Below are 18,224 nucleotides of genomic sequence, written 5' to 3' on the forward strand. Positions count from 1 at the left end.
TGCAGGCGGCGATCACCGACCCGGCCTACGTCTCGGTGATCAAGGACGTGGCCACCAACATCGACGGCTTCGGCAACAACCTCGGCGACTACTCCGCCGGCCTGGCCAAGGAACAGCAGGCGCACCGCGAGATGTCGCAGCGCGCCGAAGAGATGATGCAGCAGGTGGACGCCTCCTACGCCGCGCAGCAGGCGGCCATGGCCGGCGTGCTGCACGGCAGCGTGGGCGCCATGCTCGGTTCGGCGGCACTGGCGCTGCTGGTCGGCACCCTGGCCGCGCTGCTGATCAGCCTGCTGATCGTGCGCCCGCTGCGCCAGGTGATCGGCATGGCCAGCCGCATCGCCGAGGGCGACCTGAGCCAGACCATCCGCGTCGAGCGCAAGGACGAGGTGGGCCAGCTGATGGCCGCGGTGGACGCCATGGCCCAGAGCCTGCGCGGCATCGTCGGCCGCCTGCACGACGGCGTCGGCCGCATCACCTCCTCGGCACAGGCGTTGTCCGGCGTCACCGAGCGCACCCAGAGCGGCGTCAACAGCCAGAAGGCCGAGACCGACCAGGTGGCCACGGCGATGAACCAGATGGCCGCCACCGTCCACGAGGTGGCGCGCAACGCCGAGGCCGCGGCGCACTCCGCCGAGCAGGCGGACGGCACCGTGGCCAGCGGCCAGCAGGTGGTGCGGCGCACCCTCGGGCGCATCTCCGAGCTGGCCGAGGCGGTGCGCGAGGCCTCCGCCAGCATCCACGACCTGGGCCGCGAGAGCCAGAACATCGGCAGCGTGCTCGACGTGATCAAGGCGGTGGCCGAGCAGACCAACCTGCTGGCGCTCAACGCCGCCATCGAGGCGGCGCGGGCCGGCGAGCAGGGCCGCGGCTTCGCCGTGGTGGCCGACGAGGTGCGCGCCCTGGCGCGGCGCACCCAGCAGTCCACGGCGGAGATCGAGAAGCTCATCGGCGCGCTGCAGAGCGGCGCCCAGGCCTCGGTGCAGCACATGCAGCACAGCCACCAGCTGGTGGAGAAGAGCGTCGGCGACGCCGAGCAGACCGAGACCGCGCTGGGCGAGATCGCCGCGGCGGTGGCGGTGATCCACCAGATGAACCAGCAGATCGCCGCGGCCTCCGAGCAGCAGAGCGCGGTGGCCGAGGAGATCAACCGCAGCGTCACCAGCATCCGCGGCATCGCCGACGAGTCGGCCCAGGCCATGGAGTCCACGGCGTCCTCCAGCGTCGAGCTGGCGCAGCTCAGCCGCGACCTGCAGGGGGTGGTGGGGCAGTTCCGCCTGTAGGCAGCCTGTAGGAGCGGGCCCTGCCCGCGAATCGCGCGCAGGGCGCGCTCCTACAGGGGAATGGTGTGGGTGGAGCGGCGTAGGAGCGGATCTCATCCGCGAATCGCGCCGATACGTCCGGCTATCGCGGACAAGGTCCGCTCCTACGGTTCCAGGACGCACGGACGTAGGAGCGGACTCCGTCCGCGACTGGATTCACCGGCCACGCCGGACACCCTGGCCGCACGGACGGCGGCGGATAACCGCGAACGGTTATTCGCCCTGCGTCGCCGGGGACTGCGTGCTTTCCTGCTGGCGCTTGTACCAGCGCCGGTAGGCGTTCACCCCGGCGCGCACCGAGCTGAACACCAGCGGCGGCTTCAGCTCGCCCAGCTGGCCGGAGCGCTCCATCATCGCCAGGGTTTCCCGCGGCACCCGCGCCAGGGACAGGTGCACGTCCTGCGCCGCCAGGGTCTGCTGCACCTCGCGCAGCACCGTCAGGCCGCTGACGTCCAGGTTCAGCACGCCCTCGGCGTTGAGCAGCACGGCGCGCGGCGCCTTGGTCTGCGCCACCACCTGCAGCAGGCGCTGCTTGAAGTAGTCGGCGTTGAAGAACAGCAGCGGCGCGTCGAAGCGGTAGATCACCAGGCCCGGCAGGGTGTGCGCCTGCGGGTAGTGGCTCAGTTCCACCTGGCCGTCGATGCCGTGGACCCAGCCGAGCACCGCGTCGCTCGGCCGGTAGGTCAGGTACAGCAGGCGCAGCAGGGCGATGACGATGGCCACGAAGATGCCCGGCAGCACGCCGACGCTGAGCACCCCGACGGTGGTCAGCAGGCACAGGCCGAACTCGAAGCGCGACAGGCGCCAGAAGCCCTTGAGCGCGCTGAAGTCGATCAGCCCCCAGCCGGCCATCAGCAGCACCGCGCCCAGGGCGGGCATGGGGATCCAGCCCAGCGGGGCGCTGAACAGCACCAGGGCCAGGCCGATGACCAGCGCCGCGACCACGCCGACCAACTGCGTCTGGCCGCCGACCATGTCGTTGACCGCGGTGCGCGAGTCGGCGCCGCTGATGACGAAGCCCTGGGACACCCCGGCGCCGATATTGGCCACCCCCAGGGCGATCATCTCGCGGCTGGCGTCGATGCTGTAGCCGTGGCGCGCGGCGAAGCTGCGGGCGGTGAGCATGGCGCTGCAGAAGCTGACGATGGTGATGCCCAGGGCGTCGCGGAACAGGTTGCCCATCTCCTGCACGCTGGTGCGCGGCCAGCTCAGCTCCGGCAGGCCCTGGGGCACCGCGCCGAGCAGGGCGACGCCGTAGCGGTCCAGGCCCAGCGCCACGCTGGCCAGGGTGGCGAAGAGCACGCCCACCAGGGCGCCGGGGACCTTCGGGTAGCGCCGTGGCAGCAGGATCATCAGCAGCAGGGTGGCCACGCCCAGGGCCAGCGTCGGCAGGTGGGTACTGCCGAGGTTGCGCAGCAGCGCCAGCAGGCCGGCGAGGAAGCCGCTGGTCTCGGTGTGGTAGCCCAGCAGCTTGCCCAACTGGCCGGCGATCAGGCTCAGGCCGATGCCGTTGAGGTAGCCCACCAGGGTCGGCCGCGACAGGAAGCTGGCGACGAAGCCCGCGCGCACCAGGCCGCCGACGATGGACAGCAGCCCGACCATCACCGCGACTATCATCGACAGCTGCAGCAGGCGCTGCGGATCGCCCGCCGCCAGCGGCGTGATGGCCGCCGCGACCATGGCCGCGGTGGCGGCGTCGGGGCCCACCATCAGCTGCCTGGAGCTGCCCACCAGGGCGTAGATCAGCATCGGCAGGATGCAGGCGTAGAGCCCGACCTGGGCCGGGAAGCCGATGATCTGGGCGTAGGCGATGGCGGTGGGGATCTGGATGGCGGCCACCGACAGGCCGGCGAGCATGTCCGGGCGCAGCCAGACGGCGCGGTAGTGCAGCAGGTTGTCCAGGCCGGGCAGCCAGCGGGTGAGGGGCATGGGTGTCTTCCGTGAAACGTCGGGGCTGAAGCTTAGCCGCAGTGTAGGGCCGCGGCTTGCCCGGCGTCAGTGCCTGGCGTAGGAGGACGAAGGATTTCGAGAAGGATGGCGCCGGGATGCTTTTCGTAGGATGGGTTGAGCGAAACCCATGCGGTGCTGGTGATGGGTATCGCTTCGCTCAACCCATCCTACGTCAGCGTTTCTCTTGCACCTGTAGGAGCGGGCCCTGCCCGCGATTCGCGCCCAGGGGGCGCTCCTACAGGGTGCCACATGGTTCAGTACCGTAGGGCGCATAACGCCCGGGGCGTTATGCGCCCTACGGTGGGCCTTCAGAGCTTGAGGATGAGCTTGCCGAAGTTCTCGCCCTTGAACAGTTTGAGCAGCGTCTGCGGGAAGGTCTGCAGGCCCTCGACTATGTCTTCCTTCGACTTCAGCTTGCCCTCGGCCAGCCAGCCGGCCATCTCGCGCATGGCCTCGGGGTAGCGGCTGACGTAGTCCATTACCACCATGCCCTCCATGCGGGCGCGGTTGACCAGCAGCGACAGGTAGTTGGCCGGGCCCTTCACCGCCTGCTTGTTGTTGTACTGGCTGATGGCGCCGCAGATCACGATGCGCGCCCTGGGCGCCAGGCGCGCCAGGCAGGCGTCGAGGATGTCGCCGCCGACGTTGTCGAAGAACACGTCGATGCCGTTGGGGCAGCTGCGCTTGAGGCCCATGGCGATGTCCTCGTTCTTGTAGTCGACGGCGCCGTCGAAGCCCAGTTCCTGCACCAGGTAGCGGCACTTGTCCTCGCCGCCGGCGATGCCGATCACGGTGCAGCCCTTGATCCTGGCGATCTGCCCGACCACGCTGCCCACCGCGCCGGCCGCGGCGGAAACCACCACGGTCTCGCCGGCCTTGGGCAGGCCGACGTCGAGCAGGCCGAAGTAGGCGGTCATGCCGGTCATGCCCAGGGCCGAGAGGTACAGCGGCAGCGGCGCGCGGTTGGCGTCGATCTTGTAGAAGCCCCTGGGCTCGCCGAGGAAGTAGTCCTGCACGCCGAGGGCGCCGTTGACGTGGTCGCCGACGACGAAGGCCGGGTGGTTCGAGGCCACCACCTGGCCCACGCCGAGGGCGCGCATCACCTCGCCGACGCCCACCGGGGGGATGTAGGACTTGGCGTCGTTGAGCCAGCCGCGCATGGCCGGGTCCAGCGACAGGTACAGGTTGCGCACCAGCACCTGGCCGGGGCCGGGCTCGCCGAGCGGGGTTTCCTGGTAGCGGAAGGTGTCCTGGTCGATGGCGCCCTGGGGGCGCTGGGCGAGCACGAACTGGCGGTTGAGCGGGGCGGTCATGGCGATGCTCTCACGGAGGGGAAGTCCTAGGGATAGTCCGCGCCGCGGGCCTAGGCAAGCTGCAACCGACCGCGAGAATGCCGGGCTATCCATGGCGATGATTCTTTCCTGGCCGCTTCATCACCATTACGGATAGTGCCAGCTACAGCGGCCTGATAGTGCTGTGCCCGCGCGTGGGGCTGGCTAGACTCGGACGATTCTCCATCCGTTCGAGGACTGTCCATGAGTCAGCTGCTTTCCGGCCAGGTCGCCCTGGTCACCGGCGCCGCCGCCGGCATCGGCCGCGCCACCGCCCAGGCTTTCGCCCGCGAGGGCATCAAGGTGGTGGTCGCCGACCTCGACGCCGCCGGCGGCGAAGCCACCGCCGAGCTGATCCGCGCCGCGGGTGGGCAGGCGCGCTTCATCCGCTGCGACGTGACCCGCGACGCCGAGGTCGAGGCGCTGGTGGCCGCCACCGTGGAGGCCTATGGCCGCCTGGACTACGCCTTCAACAACGCCGGCATCGAGATCGAGCAGGGCAAGCTGGCCGACGGCAAGGAAAGCGAGTTCGACGCCATCATGGGCGTCAACGTCAAGGGCGTCTGGCTGTGCATGAAGCACCAGATCCCGGTGATGCTCGCCCAGGGCGGCGGCGCCATCGTCAACACCGCCTCGGTGGCCGGCCTGGGCGCGGCGCCGAAGATGAGCATCTACGCCGCCTCCAAGCACGCGGTGATCGGCCTGACCAAGTCGGCGGCCGTCGAATACGCGAAGAAGAAGGTGCGCATCAACGCCGTATGCCCGGCGGTGATCGACACCGACATGTTCCGCCGCGCCTACGAGGCCGACCCGAAGAAGGCCGAGTTCGCCGCCGCCATGCACCCGGTGGGCCGCGTCGGCAAGGTCGAGGAGATCGCCGCGGCGGTGCTCTACCTGTGCAGCGACAACGCCGGCTTCACCACCGGCATCGCGCTGCCGGTGGATGGCGGCCACACCGCGCTCTGAGCCGGGCAGCGGCGGATGACCGTTCACGGTTATCCGCCCGACGGGACGGTGGCGTAGGGCGAATAACGCCCCGGGCGTTATCCGCCGTCCCCGGCGAAACCACCTTTCAGCGTTCCGCCAATCGCGCCGCCAGTCCGCTGCGGCGGATCACCCACTTCTCCAGCTCGGCGCCGATGAACACCAGCAGCCCCGCGCCCAGCACCCGCAGCCACTCGGCCGGGCTGAGGTCGGTGGAGCCGAAGAGCTCCTGCATCCAGGGCGCGTAGGTGAAGGCCAGCTGCAGCGGGATGCACGCGGCGATGGCCAGCAGCACCCAGTGGTTGCCGAACAGCCCCTCGCGGCTGAGTACCGGGCCGAAGATCGAGCGGCTGTTGATCAGGTAGAACATCTCTCCCACCACCACCGCGTTGACCGCCATGGTCCGCGCCGAGTCGATACCGGTGCCGCGCTGCAGCTCCCAGAGGAACAGGCCGAAGGCGCCGAGCATCATCAGCAGCGCCACCATCAGCACGCGCCAGACGAAGAACCCGGAGAGCAGGGCGTTGCCCGGCGGCCGCGGGCGGCGGCGCATGATGTCGCGCTCGGCCGGCTCGAAGGCCAGGGCCAGGCCCAGGGTGCTGGAGGTGACCATGTTGATCCACAGCACCTGCGCCGGCGTCAGCGGCAGGCCCAGGCCGAGGAAGAGCGCGGCGATCACCACCAGCGCCTCGCCGCCGTTGGTCGGCAGCATGAACAGGATGAACTTCTTCAGGTTGTCGTAGACCGCGCGGCCCTCGCGCACGGCGCTGGCGATGCTGGCGAAGTTGTCGTCGGCCAGCACCACGTCGGCGGCCTCTCGCGCCGCCTCGGTGCCCTTGCGGCCCATGGCCACGCCGACCTCGGCGCGCTTGAGCGCCGGGGCGTCGTTGACGCCGTCGCCGGTCATCGCCACCACCTGGCCGTCCTCCTGCAGGGCCTGCACCAGGCGCAGCTTGTGCTCGGGGCTGGCGCGGGCGAAGACGTCCACGTCCAGGGCCACGCGGCGCAGCTCGGCGTCGTCCATCAGCGCCACCTCGGCGCCGGTCACCGCCGGCAGGCCGACGCCGATGCCCAGGCGGGCGCCGATGGCGCGGGCGGTCTCGGCGTGGTCGCCGGTGATCATCTTGACGCGGATGCCGGCCTGCTGGCAGTGCGCCACGGCGGCGATGGCCTCGGCCCGTGGCGGGTCGATCAGGCCCACCAGGGCCAGCAGGGTGAAGCCCTCGGCGACGTCCTCGAAGCCCAGCTGCGCGCCCCGCGGCGCCGCCGGCCGCGCGGCCAGGGCCAGCAGGCGCAGGCCGCGGGCGGCGGTGTCGGTGGCCATGCGCCGCCAGTAGTCCGGGTCCAGCGGCGCCTCGCCGGCGTCGGTGAGCTGCGTCGAGCACATCTCCAGGATGCGCTCCGGCGCGCCCTTGACCAGTATCCACGGGCGGCCCCCGGCGTCCTGGTGGCTGCTGGCCATGAAGCGGTGCTGCGACTCGAAGGGGATGCTGTCCAGCCGCGGCCAGTCCTGCGCGCAGGCCTCCTGGGGCAGCCCGGCCTTGGCGCCGAGCACCAGTAGCGCGCCTTCGGTGGGGTCGCCCTCGATGCTCCACTGGCCGCCATCCTCGCGCAGCTGGGCGTCGTTGCACAGCACCCCGGCGCGGATCGCCCGCAGCAGCGCCGGCTGCGCGTCGGGCTGCACTGCGCGGCCGTCGACGCTGAAGCCGCCCACGGGGACGTAGCCGACGCCTTCCACCTCGTACACCCGCTCGGCGCAGACCAGGCGCTGCACGGTCATCTCGTTGCAGGTCAGGGTGCCGGTCTTGTCCGAGCAGATCACCGTCACCGAGCCCAGCGTCTCCACCGCCGGCAGGCGCCGCACGATGGCGCGCTGGCGGGCCATGCGCTGCACGCCCAGGGCCAGGGTCACGGTCATGATCGCCGGCAGCCCCTCGGGGATGGCCGAGGCCACCAGGGCCACCACCATCATGAACATCTGTTCCGGCGTCTCGCCCAGCCACAGGGTGCCGAGCAGGAACACCAGGGCGCCGATGCCGAGGATGACCATGGCCAGGATGCGGCCGAAGCGGTCGATCTGCCGCAGCAGCGGGGTGGTCAGGTTCTCCACGCTGCTGAGCATCTGGTTGATGCGCCCGAGCTCGGTGTCCGCCCCGGTGCCCACCACCAGCCCGCGGGCCTGGCCGTAGACCACCAGGGTGCCGGAGTAGGCCATGCCGTAGCGGTCGCCCAGGGGCGCGTCGGCGGCCACCGCCTGGGCGTTCTTTTCCACCGGCAGGGATTCGCCGGTCAGCGCCGCCTCGTCGACGCGCAGCTCCTTGCCGCCGAGCAGGCGCAGGTCGGCCGGCACGCGGTCGCCGGAGGCCAGCAGCACCAGGTCTCCGGGGACCAGGGCGGCGGCGTCGATCTGCTGGCGCTTGCCCTGGCGCACCACGGTGGCGGTGGAGGAGAGCATGCCGCGGATGGCGTCCAGCGCCGATTCGGCCTTGCCTTCCTGGATGAAGCCGATCACCGCGTTGATCAGCACCGCGCCGAGCAGCACGGCGGTGTCCACCCAGTGGCCGAGCAGCGCGGTGACCAGCGCGGCGGCGAGCATCACGTAGAGCAGGATGTTGTGGAACTGCAGCAGCAGGCGCAGCAGCGGGCCGCGCCGGCGCGGCGGCGCCAGGCGGTTCTCGCCGTACTGCTGGCGGCGGCTCTGCACCTCGGCCTCGTCGAGGCCGGCGGGGCCGCTGCGCAGGCGGGCCTGGACCTCGTCGCCGGCGAGGCTGTGCCAGGGTGTGGCGCTGGCGTCGGAGTGGGGAACGCGGCGTCGGCTCATGCAGGGCTCCTGTCGAGGGGAGGGCAGGGATGGGCTACAGCATGGACAGGCGCGCGCCGTACGGGCTTGACCTGGAACAGCGCAGGCGACCGGCGTGCGCCCAGTGTTTTGCATTCTGTTACAGCAGGAAGCGCTTTTGGCCGGCAGGGACAGTTACAAAGGCCACACTGGTAGGAAGAATCGGCCTACGGCGGCGTCAGACCGCCCCTTCGCGTGCTGCAGGAGAACCACAACGATGACCGCCAGCCCCTTGCTCACCCTGTTCCTGCCCGTGGCCCTGGGCATCATCATGCTCGGCCTCGGGCTGTCCCTGACCCTGGCCGACTTCGCCCGCGTCGTGCGCTACCCCAGGCCGGTGCTCATCGGCCTGGTGTGCCAGATCGTCCTGCTGCCGCTGGCCTGCTTCTTCATCACCCTCGGCTTCGCCCTGGAGGCGGCGCTGGCGGTGGGCATGATGCTGCTGGCCGCATCCCCCGGCGGCACCACGGCCAACCTCTACAGCCACCTGGCCCATGGCGACGTGGCGCTGAACATCACCCTGACGGCGGTGAACTCGGTGATCGCCATCTTCACCATGCCGCTGATCGTCAACCTGTCGCTGGTCTACTTCATGGACGAGGGCCAGGCCATCCCGCTGCAGTTCGGCAAGGTGCTGCAGGTGTTCGTCATCGTCCTCGGCCCGGTGGCCATCGGCATGCTGGTGCGGCGCCTGGCGCCGGCGCTGGCGGCGGCCCTGGAGAAGCCGGTGAAGATTCTCTCGGCGCTGCTGCTGGCGGTGATCATCGTCATCGCCGTGAGCAAGGACTGGCAGACCTTCGTCACCTACGCCCCGGTGGTGGGCGCGGCGGCGCTGTGCTTCAACCTGGCCAGCCTCGCCGTGGGCTACTGGGTGCCGCGCCTGCTGAGGCTGTCGCGCCCGCAGTCGATCGCCATCGGCATGGAGATCGGCATCCACAACGGCACCCTGGCCATCGCCCTGGCCCTGAGCCCGATGCTGCTGAACAACCACACCATGGCGATTCCGGCGGCGATCTACGGGGTGCTGATGTTCTTCACGGCGGGGGCGTTCGGCTGGTGGGTCAGCCGCGGGGTGAAGAAGGAGGTGGCGACGGGGGCGGTGGTTTGAGGGAGAGCCGTTCGCCGGAGGTTTTGGCGTTCGGGGTTGAGTCCGCTCCCTCTCCCCAGCCCTCTAGAGGGCTGGGGAGAGGGAACGTGGCCAAGCCGTAAACCGCCGTTACCGGGAGCTTCCCCGTACCCTCAATCCGGCCAATGCCAAGCCGGCTCGTCGAACATCCCCTGGCCACGAATCCGCGTCTGCCCCAGCTCCTTCTCCAGGTGGATGGCGTTGCACTGCGGGTGTTCCTCCAGGGTGGCGATCAGCCGCGCCGCATGGGACACCACCCACACCTGGGTGTGTTCCGAGGCGCGGACGATCAGGCGTCCCAGGGCCGGCAGCAGGTCCGGGTGCAGGCTGGTCTCCGGCTCGTTCAGCACCATCAGCGATGGCGGCCGCGGGGTGAGCAGGGCGGCCACCAGCAGCAGGTAGCGCAGGGTGCCGTCGGACAGCTCGGTGCCGCTCAGCGGGCGCAGCAGGCCGTGCTGCAGCAGCTGCACGGCGAAGCGCCCGCCGCTCTGGAAGTCGATGTCCAGGCGTGCGCCGGGGAAGGCGTCGGCGATGGCCGCGTCCAGCGCCTCGGCGTCGCCGATCTCGCGGATGGTCTGCAGCGCCGCGGCCAGGTCGCGGCCGTCGTGGTGCAGCACCGGCGTGCGGGTGCCGAGCTGGGGCAGGCGCGCCGGGGCCTCGGCGTCGCTGCGGAAGTGGTCGTAGAAGCGCCAGCCGCGGATGCGCTCGCGCAGGCGGAAGACTTCCGGGCACTGCGGGTCGTTGCCGATCTGGGCGAACAGGCTGTCGAAGGTCGGCAGGTGCTGCGCCTTCACTGCCCAGCTGCGGCCCTCGCGCAGGCGCACCATGGGGCCGTTGCGGTCCACCAGCAGCGAGGCCGGGCGGTATACCGGGCCGGCCCAGATGCATTCGCGCTTGATCTCCGGGTCCAGGCCGAAGGCGCTCACCAGCGGGGGCGGCGGCAGGCCCAGGGCGATGGCGTAGCCGAAGTCCTCGCCGGCGAAGCCCAGGCGCAGGCGCACCACGTCCTTGCGCGGGCCGCCCTGGACTTCCACCTCGCCCTTGCGCATGCGCCGCGAGAGGGTTTCCGGGCCGGCCCAGAAGGTCGATTCCAGCCCGCCCTCGCGGGCCAGGGCGTTGACCACGCCGCCCTGGGCGGTCTCGGCCAGCAGGCGCAGGGCGCGGTAGAGGTTGGACTTGCCGCTGCCGTTGGCGCCGGTGATCAGGTTCAGCCGGCCCAGGGGCAGCACCAGGCTGTTGATCGAGCGATAGTTGGCGACGGCCAGGGTGTGCAGCATCAGGGCGTTCCCGCTGTGTGGCGAACGCCCGATGCTAGCAGAGCTCAGGGCGCGCGGCGCCAGTTCAGCAGCAGTTGCGTGGCCAGGCCCGCCACCAGGCCCCAGAAGGCCGAGCCCACGGAGAACAGGGTGAAGCCCGAGGCGGTGACCAGGAAGGTGACCATGGCCGCCTCGCGCTGGCGGGCCTCGGCCATGGCGTTGCTCAGGCCGTTGGTGATGGAGCCGAGCAGCGCCAGGGCGGCGATGGACAGCACCAGCGCCTTGGGCAAGGCGGCGAACAGCGCCGCCAGGGTGGCGCCGAAGATGCCCGCCACGCCATAGAAGACGCCGCACCAGAGCGCCGCGGTGTAGCGCTTGTGCGGGTTCTCGTGGGCCTCGGGGCCGGTGCAGATGGCCGCGCTGATGGCCGCCAGGTTGATGCCGTGGGAGCCGAACGGCGCCAGCAGCAGCGAGGCGATGCCGGTGCTGGAGATCAGCGGCGAGGCCGGCACCTGGTAGCCGTCGGCGCGCAGCACGGCCAGGCCGGGCATGTTCTGCGAGGCCATGGCGACGATGAACAGCGGGATGCCGATGCTGATGGTGGCGGCCAGGGAGAAGCTGGGCGTGGTCCACACCGGCCTGGCCAGCTCCAGCTGGAAGTGGCTGAAGTTCAGCAGGCCCAGCGCCCCGGCCAGGGCCACGCCCACCAGCAGCGCGACGAACACCGCGTAGCGCGGCGACAGGCGCTTGGCCAGCAGGTAGGCGAGGAACATCGCCACCACCAGCAGCGTCTGCTGCTCGGCGGCGCGGCAGATCTCGATGCAGATGCGGAACAGCACCCCGGCCAGCAGCGCCGCGGCCAGCGAGCCGGGCACCTGGCGCATCAGGCGGTCGAAGCTGCCGGTGACGCCGCACAGGGTGATCAGCCCGGCGCAGACGATGAAGGCGCCGATGGCCTCGGCATAGGGCACGCCCGGCAGGCTGCTGATCAGCAGCGCGGCGCCGGGGGTGGACCAGGCGATGACGATGGGCGTGCGGTAGCGCAGGGTCAGGCCGATGGTGGTCAGGGCCATGCCGATGGACAGCGCCCAGATCCACGAGGATATCTGCGCGTTGCTCAGCCCGGCGGCCTGGCCGGCCTGGAACATCAGCACCAGCGAGCTGGTGTAGCCGGTGAGCATGGCGACGAAGCCGGCCACCACGGCGGCGGGGGAGGAGTCGGCGAAGGGGCGCAGGCGTGCGCTGGTCGAGTCGGTCATGCGGGGGCGATGTCCACGAACAGGGGGTAGAGGGAGGCTACCAGCAGCAGGGCCATGCCGATATTGAACGCGCGGCGCCGCGCCGGCTGCTCCAGCCAGTGCCGCAGGAAGCTGCCGAGCACGGTCCAGACGCCGACGCTGGGCAGGTTGACCACGGCGAACAGCACGGCGATCAGCAGCACGTTGCCGGCGAAGCCCTGCTGCGGGGTATAGGTGGTGATGGCGCCGATGGCCATGATCCAGGCCTTGGGGTTGACCCACTGGAAGGCCGCCGCCTGCAGGAAGCTGAACGGCTTGCCGGTGCCGCGCCCGTTGGCCTGCGGGGCGCCGGCGCGGGCGATGCCCCAGGCCAGGTACAGCAGGTAGGCCGCGCCCAGGTAGCGCAGCACCTGGTAGGTGAGGGGGAAGGCGTGGAACAGCTGGTCCAGCCCCAGGCCCACGGCGACCACCAGCAGCAGGAAGCCGATGCTGATGCCGAGCATGTGCGGCAGGGTGCGGCGCACGCCGAAGTTTACCCCGGAGGCCAGCAGCATCATGTTGTTGGGCCCGGGCGTGATGGAGGTGACGAAGGCGAAGCCGAGGAAGGCGGCCAGGAGTTCGAGGGGCATGGCGGCACGCATCTTGTGGTTTTTCCGCAGCCTAACCCCGGCCCCGCGGGCTGTCGCGTAACAGCCAGGGGCGGATCGGCCCGTACAGTGGCGCGGCCGGCCTGCTGTGGATATGGTGGGCAGGTTGCAGTCGTGGAGTCCCGCCATGGACCACAACCCCTATGCCGCGCCCAAGGTCGAGCTGATCGAGGCGCGCACCCCGGCCAGCCTCGCCGGCGGCCGCTGGAGCCCCGGCCACCTGCGCCTGCTGGCCTGGCTGAGCCTGGCGCTGCTGCTGGCGCAGGGCGTGCTGTTCGGCCTGTCGTTCCTCGGCGGCACAGGGCGCGGCGACGCCCTGGACAGCTACAGCCTGTGGCTGGGCGTGCTCTGCACGCTGCTGGGCTGCTACCTCAGCTGGCGCGCCACGCAGTTCCTGGTCGACCGCTTCGGCGCCCGCGGCATGGCCTGGCCGCTGTGGCTGTCCATCGGCCTGGCGCTGGTCATCCAGGCCTACGCGGTGGTCTTCGACGCCCAGCTCGACGGCACGCCCAACGCGGCCCTGGCCGGCTTCATGGCGCTGTTCCTGCCCAGCGGCCTGGTGGGCCTGTGGTATGGCGTGCGGGTGCTGAAGATCGGCCTGCCGTACCCCTCGGTGAAGGTGCTGGGCTGGCTCGACGTGCTCTCGGGCGTGTGCATGGCTAGCATCCTGCTGTTCATCCCCGGCACCCTGCTGGCCGCCGCGGCGCTGCTGCCGCTGGCGCTGATGTTCCTGCGCGGCGCGCGGGAGCTGGAGGGCGGCGCTCAGGCGTCCTGAAGCGGCTGCGCCAGGGCCTGGTTGACCGCCAGCCAGCCGTGCACCGCCTCTTCGCCGGCCTCGGCGAAGGCGCGCTGCAGCAGGCGCGCCTGCTCGTTGCGCAGGGCCCGCTCCAGCCTGGCGCCCTCGGCGGTGAGGCTGAGCAGGCGCTTGCGCTTGTCGGTCGGCGAGGCTTCGCTGCGGATCAGCTGCATCTCCTGCAGCTGCCGCAGCGGCATGTTCAGCGCCTGCTTGCTCACGCCCAGGGTGGCCAGCAGCTCCTTCACGCTCAACCCGCTCTTGCGCGCGACGAAGAACAGGATGCGGTGGTGCACCCGGCCCAGGCCGCGGCGGCCGAGAATCTCGTCCGGCTTGGCGGTGAACGCCCGGTAGCTGAAGTAAAAGGCTTGCATGGCTTCCGACCAGGTGTCGGAGGGCAGAAGGTCAGGCATATTGACGTATCCGTTCGGCCGTCGTAGCTTCGGTCAACCAGTTTGACTCATTTGCTCCTGCCTCCGCTACCGGTGACCCCATGGCCTTCTCCGAACGCATCGCCCGCCTGAAAAGCTCCCTGATCCGTGAAATCCTCGCTGCGGCGCAACGTCCGGAGGTGATGTCCTTCGCCGGCGGCCTGCCGGCCGAGCCCATGCTGCCCAAGGTGGAGTGGGCGGACATGCCGGCCAGCATGGGCCAGTACGGCATGAGCGAGGGCGAGCCGGCCCTGCGCGAGGCCATCGCCGCCGAGGCGCGGGCCCTGGGCGTGCCCTGCGAGGCCAGCCAGGTGCTGATCGTCAGCGGCTCGCAGCAGACCCTGGACCTGGCCAGCAAGCTGTTCATCGACCCGGGCACCGAGGTGCTGCTCGAGGCGCCGACCTACCTGGCCGCGCTGCAGGCCTTCCAGCTGTTCGGCGCCGACTGCGTGACCGTGCCGCTGGGCGCCGAGGGCCCGGACGTGGCTGCCCTGCGCCAGCGCCTGGAACGGCACAAGCCGGCCTTCGCCTACCTCATCCCGACCTTCCAGAATCCGTCCGGCGTGCGCTACAGCGAAGCGCGCCGCGACGAAGTGGCGGCGCTGCTCGACGAGTTCGGCGTCACCCTGATCGAAGACGAACCCTACCGCGAGCTGGTGTTCGACGCCGGCAGCGCCACCCCGCTGGTCAGCCGCCTGAAGAAGGCCAGCTGGATCTACACCGGCACCGTCTCCAAGACCCTGCTGCCGGGCCTGCGCGTGGGTTTCCTGATCGCCACCCCGGACCTGTTCCCGCACCTGCTGCGCCTGAAGCAGTCGGCCGACCTGCACACCAACCGCATCGGCCAGTGGCAGGCCCTGCAGTGGTTCGGCACCGAGGCCTACCGCGGCCACCTAGCCGAACTGCGCGACTTCTACCGCATCCGCCGCGACGCCATGCAGGCCCAACTGGAAGAACACTTCGCCGACCTGGCCGAGTGGAACGTGCCCCAGGGCGGGCTGTTCTTCTGGCTGACCCTGAAACGGCCGGTGGACACCCGCGGCCTGCTGGACAAGGCCCTGCAGCAGAACGTGGCCTTCATGCCCGGCGAACCCTTCTTCACCGACCCGGATGCCAACCCCGGCCACCTGCGCCTGAACTTCAGCCACGTGGCGCCGGAGCGCCTGGGCGAGGGCCTGCGCCACCTGGCCGCGGTGATCCGCGAAGCACAAGCGGCGGCCCAGCCCGCCTGAGGAGGCGACATGTACACCGTCTACGGCGACCGGTTGTCCGGCAACTGCTACAAGGTCAGGCTGGTCCTGCACCTGCTGGGCCTGCCGTACCAGTGGCGCGACATCGACATCCTCAAGGGCGAGACGCAGACCCCCGGGTTCCTGGCGAAGAACCCCAATGGCAAGGTGCCGGTGCTGGAACTGGAGGACGGCAGCTGCCTGTGGGAGTCCAACGCCATCCTCAACTTCCTCGCCGACGGCAGCGAGCTGCTGCCGAAGGAACCGCGCCTGCGCACCCAGGTGCTGCAGTGGCAGTTCTTCGAGCAGTACAGCCACGAGCCCTACGTGGCGGTGGCGCGTTTCATCCAGTTCTACCTGAAGATGCCTGACGAGCGCCGCGCCGAGTACGAGAATTGCCTGAAGGGCGGCTACAAGGCCCTGGACGTGATGGAGCAGCAGCTGGCGCGCACGCCCTACCTGGTGGGCGACAGCTATTCCATCGCCGACATCACCCTGTACGCCTACACCCACGTGGCGCACCAGGGCGGCTTCGACCTTTCCGGCTACCCGGCGATCAACGCCTGGATGCAACGCGTCGCGGCGCACCCGCGGCACGTCGGCATGCTCGGCTGAAGGAATGTGCCTACGAAAAGCCCGCCACCGTGCGGGCTTTTTCGTATTCGTGGGCTCTAGTCCGCAGTTTAGGGTCAATCCTATTGACGGGCATCATGGCGTGCCCCGTCCCGCCTCCCTACCCTGGGCGCAGCCAACAATAGAGCAGTAGCCGGGGCGGCAGGAATGCCGGCGGCCGGTGGGGGAGGTAAAAATGGCCTATCTGGTCTGGCAGGATGACCTGAACACCGGCATCCAGGTGATCGACAACCAGCACAAGCGAATCGTCGAGATGATCAACCAGCTGCACGAGGCCCAGGGCACGCTGGACAAGGCGCGGGTCGGCGAGGTGATCGAGGAGCTGGTGGACTACACCCAATCGCACTTCGCCTTCGAGGAAACCCTGCTGGAAGACTCCGGCTACCAGTTCACCCGCGCCCACAAGAAGGTCCACGAACTCTTCATCAAGCGCGTTTCCGACTACCGCCTGCGCTTCGCCGCCGGCGAGGACGTCGCCGAGGAACTCAAGGGCCTGCTCGGCCGCTGGCTGTTCACCCACATCCGCAACGACGACGCCAACTACGTGGAGTCGGTCAAGGCCAGCATGCACGAGCTGACCCGCGACCAGGGCCACGGCGGCTGGCTGTCGCGCTCGATGAAACGCTTCTTCGGCTGACGCCGGCGGGCGAAACCGCAGCGGCCATCTATGCTCAGTCCAGAACAAGAAGGGACTATGCGGAGGACCCTGCATGAAACGCCTGCTCAGTGCGCTGCTGTTCTGCCTTGCCTGCCTGGCCCCGTTGCACCTGCCGGCCGCCACCAGCACCGCGGCCGACGCCGCCCAGGCCCAGCGGGCCCGGCAGTTGCTGGAGAAGGCCGTGGCCTATTACCGCCAGGAGGGCGACAAGGCCTTCGCCGCGTTCAGCCGCCAGGGCGAGTTCGTCGATAACGAGCTGTACGTCTACGTGGTCGACAGCAAGGGCGTGATGCTGGCCAGCGGCGGCCCCTCGGTGGTGCTGATCGGCCGCGACGTCTCGCAACTGCTCGACCCGAACATGCGCACCCAGTTCGCCAAGGCCCTCAAGGCCCCGGAGAACGGCAAGGTGCAGGAAACCGAGTACCGCTGGAAGAACTGGGCCGACGGCCGCGTCGAGCGCAAGCACACCTACTACCAGCGCATGGGCGACCGCTTCCTGGCGGTGGGCTACTACATCCCGCGCGCCGACGCCCGCCAGGCCGAGGCCATGCTGGAGAAGACGGTGAAGGCGGTGGAAGGCGCGCCGGACGCCACCTTCAAGCGCATCAACGACCTCGACAAGGCTTTCATCGAGGATGACCTCTACGCCTTCGTGGTCGACATGGACACCAGCAAGTTCGTCGCCCACGGCTACAACACCCGCATGGTCGGCACCGACTTCGCCGGCCTCAAGGACCCGGCCGGCAACGCCATCGGCCAGGCCATGCTGGCCCTGGCCAAGAGCAAGGGCGAAGGGCAGTTCGACTACCAGTGGCGCAACCCGGTGACCGGCAAGGTGGAGAACAAGCACGCCCTGCTGCGCAAGAGCGGGCACTACCTGGTAGCGGTGGGGTACTACACGGCGGGGGGCTGAAAGCCCCGCCATGGGGCTCTTCGTAGGAGCGAGCTTGCTCGCGAACGGAGCTTCCCGGCGGTGTAGATGCTGGGCTCAAGAGCGCCCTCTCCCCAACCCTCTCCCGCAAGCGGGAGAGGGGGCTGTCCTGAGCTGCCGGAGCGTCCGGAGTCATCCTGATAGCCCTCACCGCCGTCGGCCGTGTCACAGGGATGTCCGGCGCGGCTGGTGAGTCCAATCGCGGACGGAGTCCGCTCCTACGCCCGTGCTACCTGGAACCGTAGGAGACTCTGTCCGCGATTTGGCGGATAACGCCGTAGGCGTTATGCGCCCTACGGGGAGCCCGGGAGCTTCGTGATTCCGCTTCACGCCGAACGGTCCCCTCTCCCGCTTGCGGGGGAGGGTTAGGGAGGGGGGACGGAGTCAGGGTTCGCGAGCAAGAACTAGGCGTCCCCCTCGATCCTACGAAGAGCAGTGCCGCTCTTGATTTTGGACTTCCAGGGAAACACCCGAGCGCACCGGAACGCCCCTTCAGAAGGCCGAGCGAAACCGGCGCTCAGGAGGTCATGCGACATGGATGTCGCGAGAGCCCCGATCAGCACAGGGACGTGCTGTCGGGGCGGGCCTCCGTGGCGGGGGAATTCGCGAGGGTAGCCCGGCTTCATCGGGCCCGTATGTCGGGGCAAGCCTTTTTGGTTCCTTTTGTGGCGACTGACAAAAGGGACTCGCCCGAGGGGGCGAAACAAAAAACATCCGAGTACTCGGAGCGGCGCGCTACACCGAGCCCCCAAGCCAATTGGCTTCCCGCGTTCGCGGGAATGACGAGGGTGTGAGGATGGCGCCTGACCGACAAGTCACTCCGAACAGCCCCCTCTCCCTTCAGGGAGAGGGCTGG

Annotated in this window: 15 protein-coding genes and 1 pseudogene; 9 read left to right on the plus strand and 7 right to left on the minus strand. The window is 69.8% G+C overall.

Features of this window, described 5'->3' with window-relative positions; translation table 11 throughout:
* Positions 1-230 precede the first annotated feature (230 nt).
* Positions 231-425 (plus strand): annotated as a pseudogene (locus tag CHC02_RS31020) (HAMP domain-containing protein); the annotation flags it as partial.
* Between the two features lie 144 nt (positions 426-569).
* A complete protein-coding gene (locus CHC02_RS31025) occupies positions 570-1,283 on the plus strand; it encodes a methyl-accepting chemotaxis protein (protein WP_425262421.1) in 714 nt (237 codons plus the stop codon).
* Between the two features lie 252 nt (positions 1,284-1,535).
* On the opposite strand, the gene CHC02_RS27040 is transcribed toward CHC02_RS31025, so the two are convergent.
* Together CHC02_RS27040 and CHC02_RS27045 are read right to left on the minus strand one after the other, a co-directional pair.
* Positions 1,536-3,251 (minus strand): SulP family inorganic anion transporter, encoded by a 1,716-nt coding sequence (locus CHC02_RS27040; protein ID WP_089394476.1) that lies wholly within the window; start codon positions 3,249-3,251, stop codon positions 1,536-1,538.
* Positions 3,252-3,580: 329 nt separating this feature from the next.
* Complete coding sequence (locus tag CHC02_RS27045) at positions 3,581-4,585, minus strand: NADP-dependent oxidoreductase (protein ID WP_089394477.1); 1,005 nt, start codon at positions 4,583-4,585, stop codon at positions 3,581-3,583.
* Positions 4,586-4,807: 222 nt separating this feature from the next.
* On the opposite strand from CHC02_RS27045, the gene CHC02_RS27050 reads away from it, so the two are divergent.
* Positions 4,808-5,569, plus strand: coding sequence for an SDR family oxidoreductase (locus tag CHC02_RS27050; RefSeq protein WP_089394478.1), 762 nt, complete (start codon positions 4,808-4,810; stop codon positions 5,567-5,569).
* 106 nt (positions 5,570-5,675) lie between these two features.
* On the opposite strand, the gene CHC02_RS27055 is transcribed toward CHC02_RS27050, so the two are convergent.
* The gene (locus tag CHC02_RS27055; RefSeq protein WP_089394479.1) at positions 5,676-8,408 is read right to left on the minus strand and encodes a cation-transporting P-type ATPase; all 2,733 of its coding nucleotides are present in this window, start codon (positions 8,406-8,408) and stop codon (positions 5,676-5,678) included.
* 235 nt (positions 8,409-8,643) lie between these two features.
* On the opposite strand from CHC02_RS27055, the gene CHC02_RS27060 reads away from it, so the two are divergent.
* Positions 8,644-9,534 (plus strand): bile acid:sodium symporter family protein, encoded by an 891-nt coding sequence (locus tag CHC02_RS27060; RefSeq protein ID WP_089394480.1) that lies wholly within the window; start codon positions 8,644-8,646, stop codon positions 9,532-9,534.
* 131 nt (positions 9,535-9,665) lie between these two features.
* Here the strand turns inward: CHC02_RS27060 and CHC02_RS27065 are convergent, their stop codons facing one another.
* The 3 genes from CHC02_RS27065 to CHC02_RS27075 are packed head-to-tail and all read right to left on the minus strand — an operon-like array spanning position 9,666 to position 12,675.
* A complete protein-coding gene (locus tag CHC02_RS27065) occupies positions 9,666-10,829 on the minus strand; it encodes an AAA family ATPase (RefSeq protein WP_089394481.1) in 1,164 nt (387 codons plus the stop codon).
* Positions 10,830-10,873: 44 nt separating this feature from the next.
* Positions 10,874-12,067: a benzoate/H(+) symporter BenE family transporter gene (locus CHC02_RS27070; RefSeq protein ID WP_089394482.1), complete on the minus strand. Its 1,194-nt coding sequence runs from the start codon at positions 12,065-12,067 to the stop codon at positions 10,874-10,876.
* Positions 12,064-12,675, minus strand: a complete 612-nt coding sequence (locus tag CHC02_RS27075) for a LysE family translocator (RefSeq protein WP_089394505.1) — start codon at positions 12,673-12,675, stop codon at positions 12,064-12,066. The genes CHC02_RS27070 and CHC02_RS27075 overlap by 4 nt, the downstream gene beginning before the upstream one ends.
* Positions 12,676-12,820: 145 nt before the next feature.
* Between CHC02_RS27075 and CHC02_RS27080 the strand changes: the two genes are divergently transcribed.
* Entirely contained in the window at positions 12,821-13,468 is a 648-nt protein-coding gene (locus CHC02_RS27080; protein ID WP_089394483.1) for a hypothetical protein, read from the plus strand.
* Here CHC02_RS27080 and CHC02_RS27085 read toward each other — a convergent pair.
* Entirely contained in the window at positions 13,456-13,899 is a 444-nt protein-coding gene (locus CHC02_RS27085) for a MarR family winged helix-turn-helix transcriptional regulator (RefSeq protein WP_089394484.1), read from the minus strand. The genes CHC02_RS27080 and CHC02_RS27085 overlap by 13 nt on opposite strands.
* A gap of 80 nt (positions 13,900-13,979) precedes the next feature.
* Here CHC02_RS27085 and CHC02_RS27090 point away from each other — a divergent pair, with 80 nt between their 5' ends.
* The 4 genes from CHC02_RS27090 to CHC02_RS27105 all read left to right on the plus strand — a co-directional run bounded on the left by CHC02_RS27090 (position 13,980) and on the right by CHC02_RS27105 (position 17,350).
* Positions 13,980-15,149: an aminotransferase-like domain-containing protein gene (locus CHC02_RS27090; protein WP_089394485.1), complete on the plus strand. Its 1,170-nt coding sequence runs from the start codon at positions 13,980-13,982 to the stop codon at positions 15,147-15,149.
* Positions 15,150-15,158: 9 nt separating this feature from the next.
* The gene (locus tag CHC02_RS27095) at positions 15,159-15,761 is read left to right on the plus strand and encodes a glutathione S-transferase family protein (protein WP_089394486.1); all 603 of its coding nucleotides are present in this window, start codon (positions 15,159-15,161) and stop codon (positions 15,759-15,761) included.
* Between the two features lie 193 nt (positions 15,762-15,954).
* Positions 15,955-16,416, plus strand: a complete 462-nt coding sequence (locus CHC02_RS27100; protein WP_089394487.1) for a bacteriohemerythrin — start codon at positions 15,955-15,957, stop codon at positions 16,414-16,416.
* Between the two features lie 73 nt (positions 16,417-16,489).
* Complete coding sequence (locus CHC02_RS27105) at positions 16,490-17,350, plus strand: cache domain-containing protein (protein WP_089394488.1); 861 nt, start codon at positions 16,490-16,492, stop codon at positions 17,348-17,350.
* The last annotated feature ends 874 nt before the right edge of the window (positions 17,351-18,224 follow it).

This window comes from Pseudomonas delhiensis (genome assembly GCF_900187975.1).
In the GTDB taxonomy this organism is placed as follows: Bacteria; Pseudomonadota; Gammaproteobacteria; order Pseudomonadales; family Pseudomonadaceae; genus Pseudomonas; species Pseudomonas delhiensis.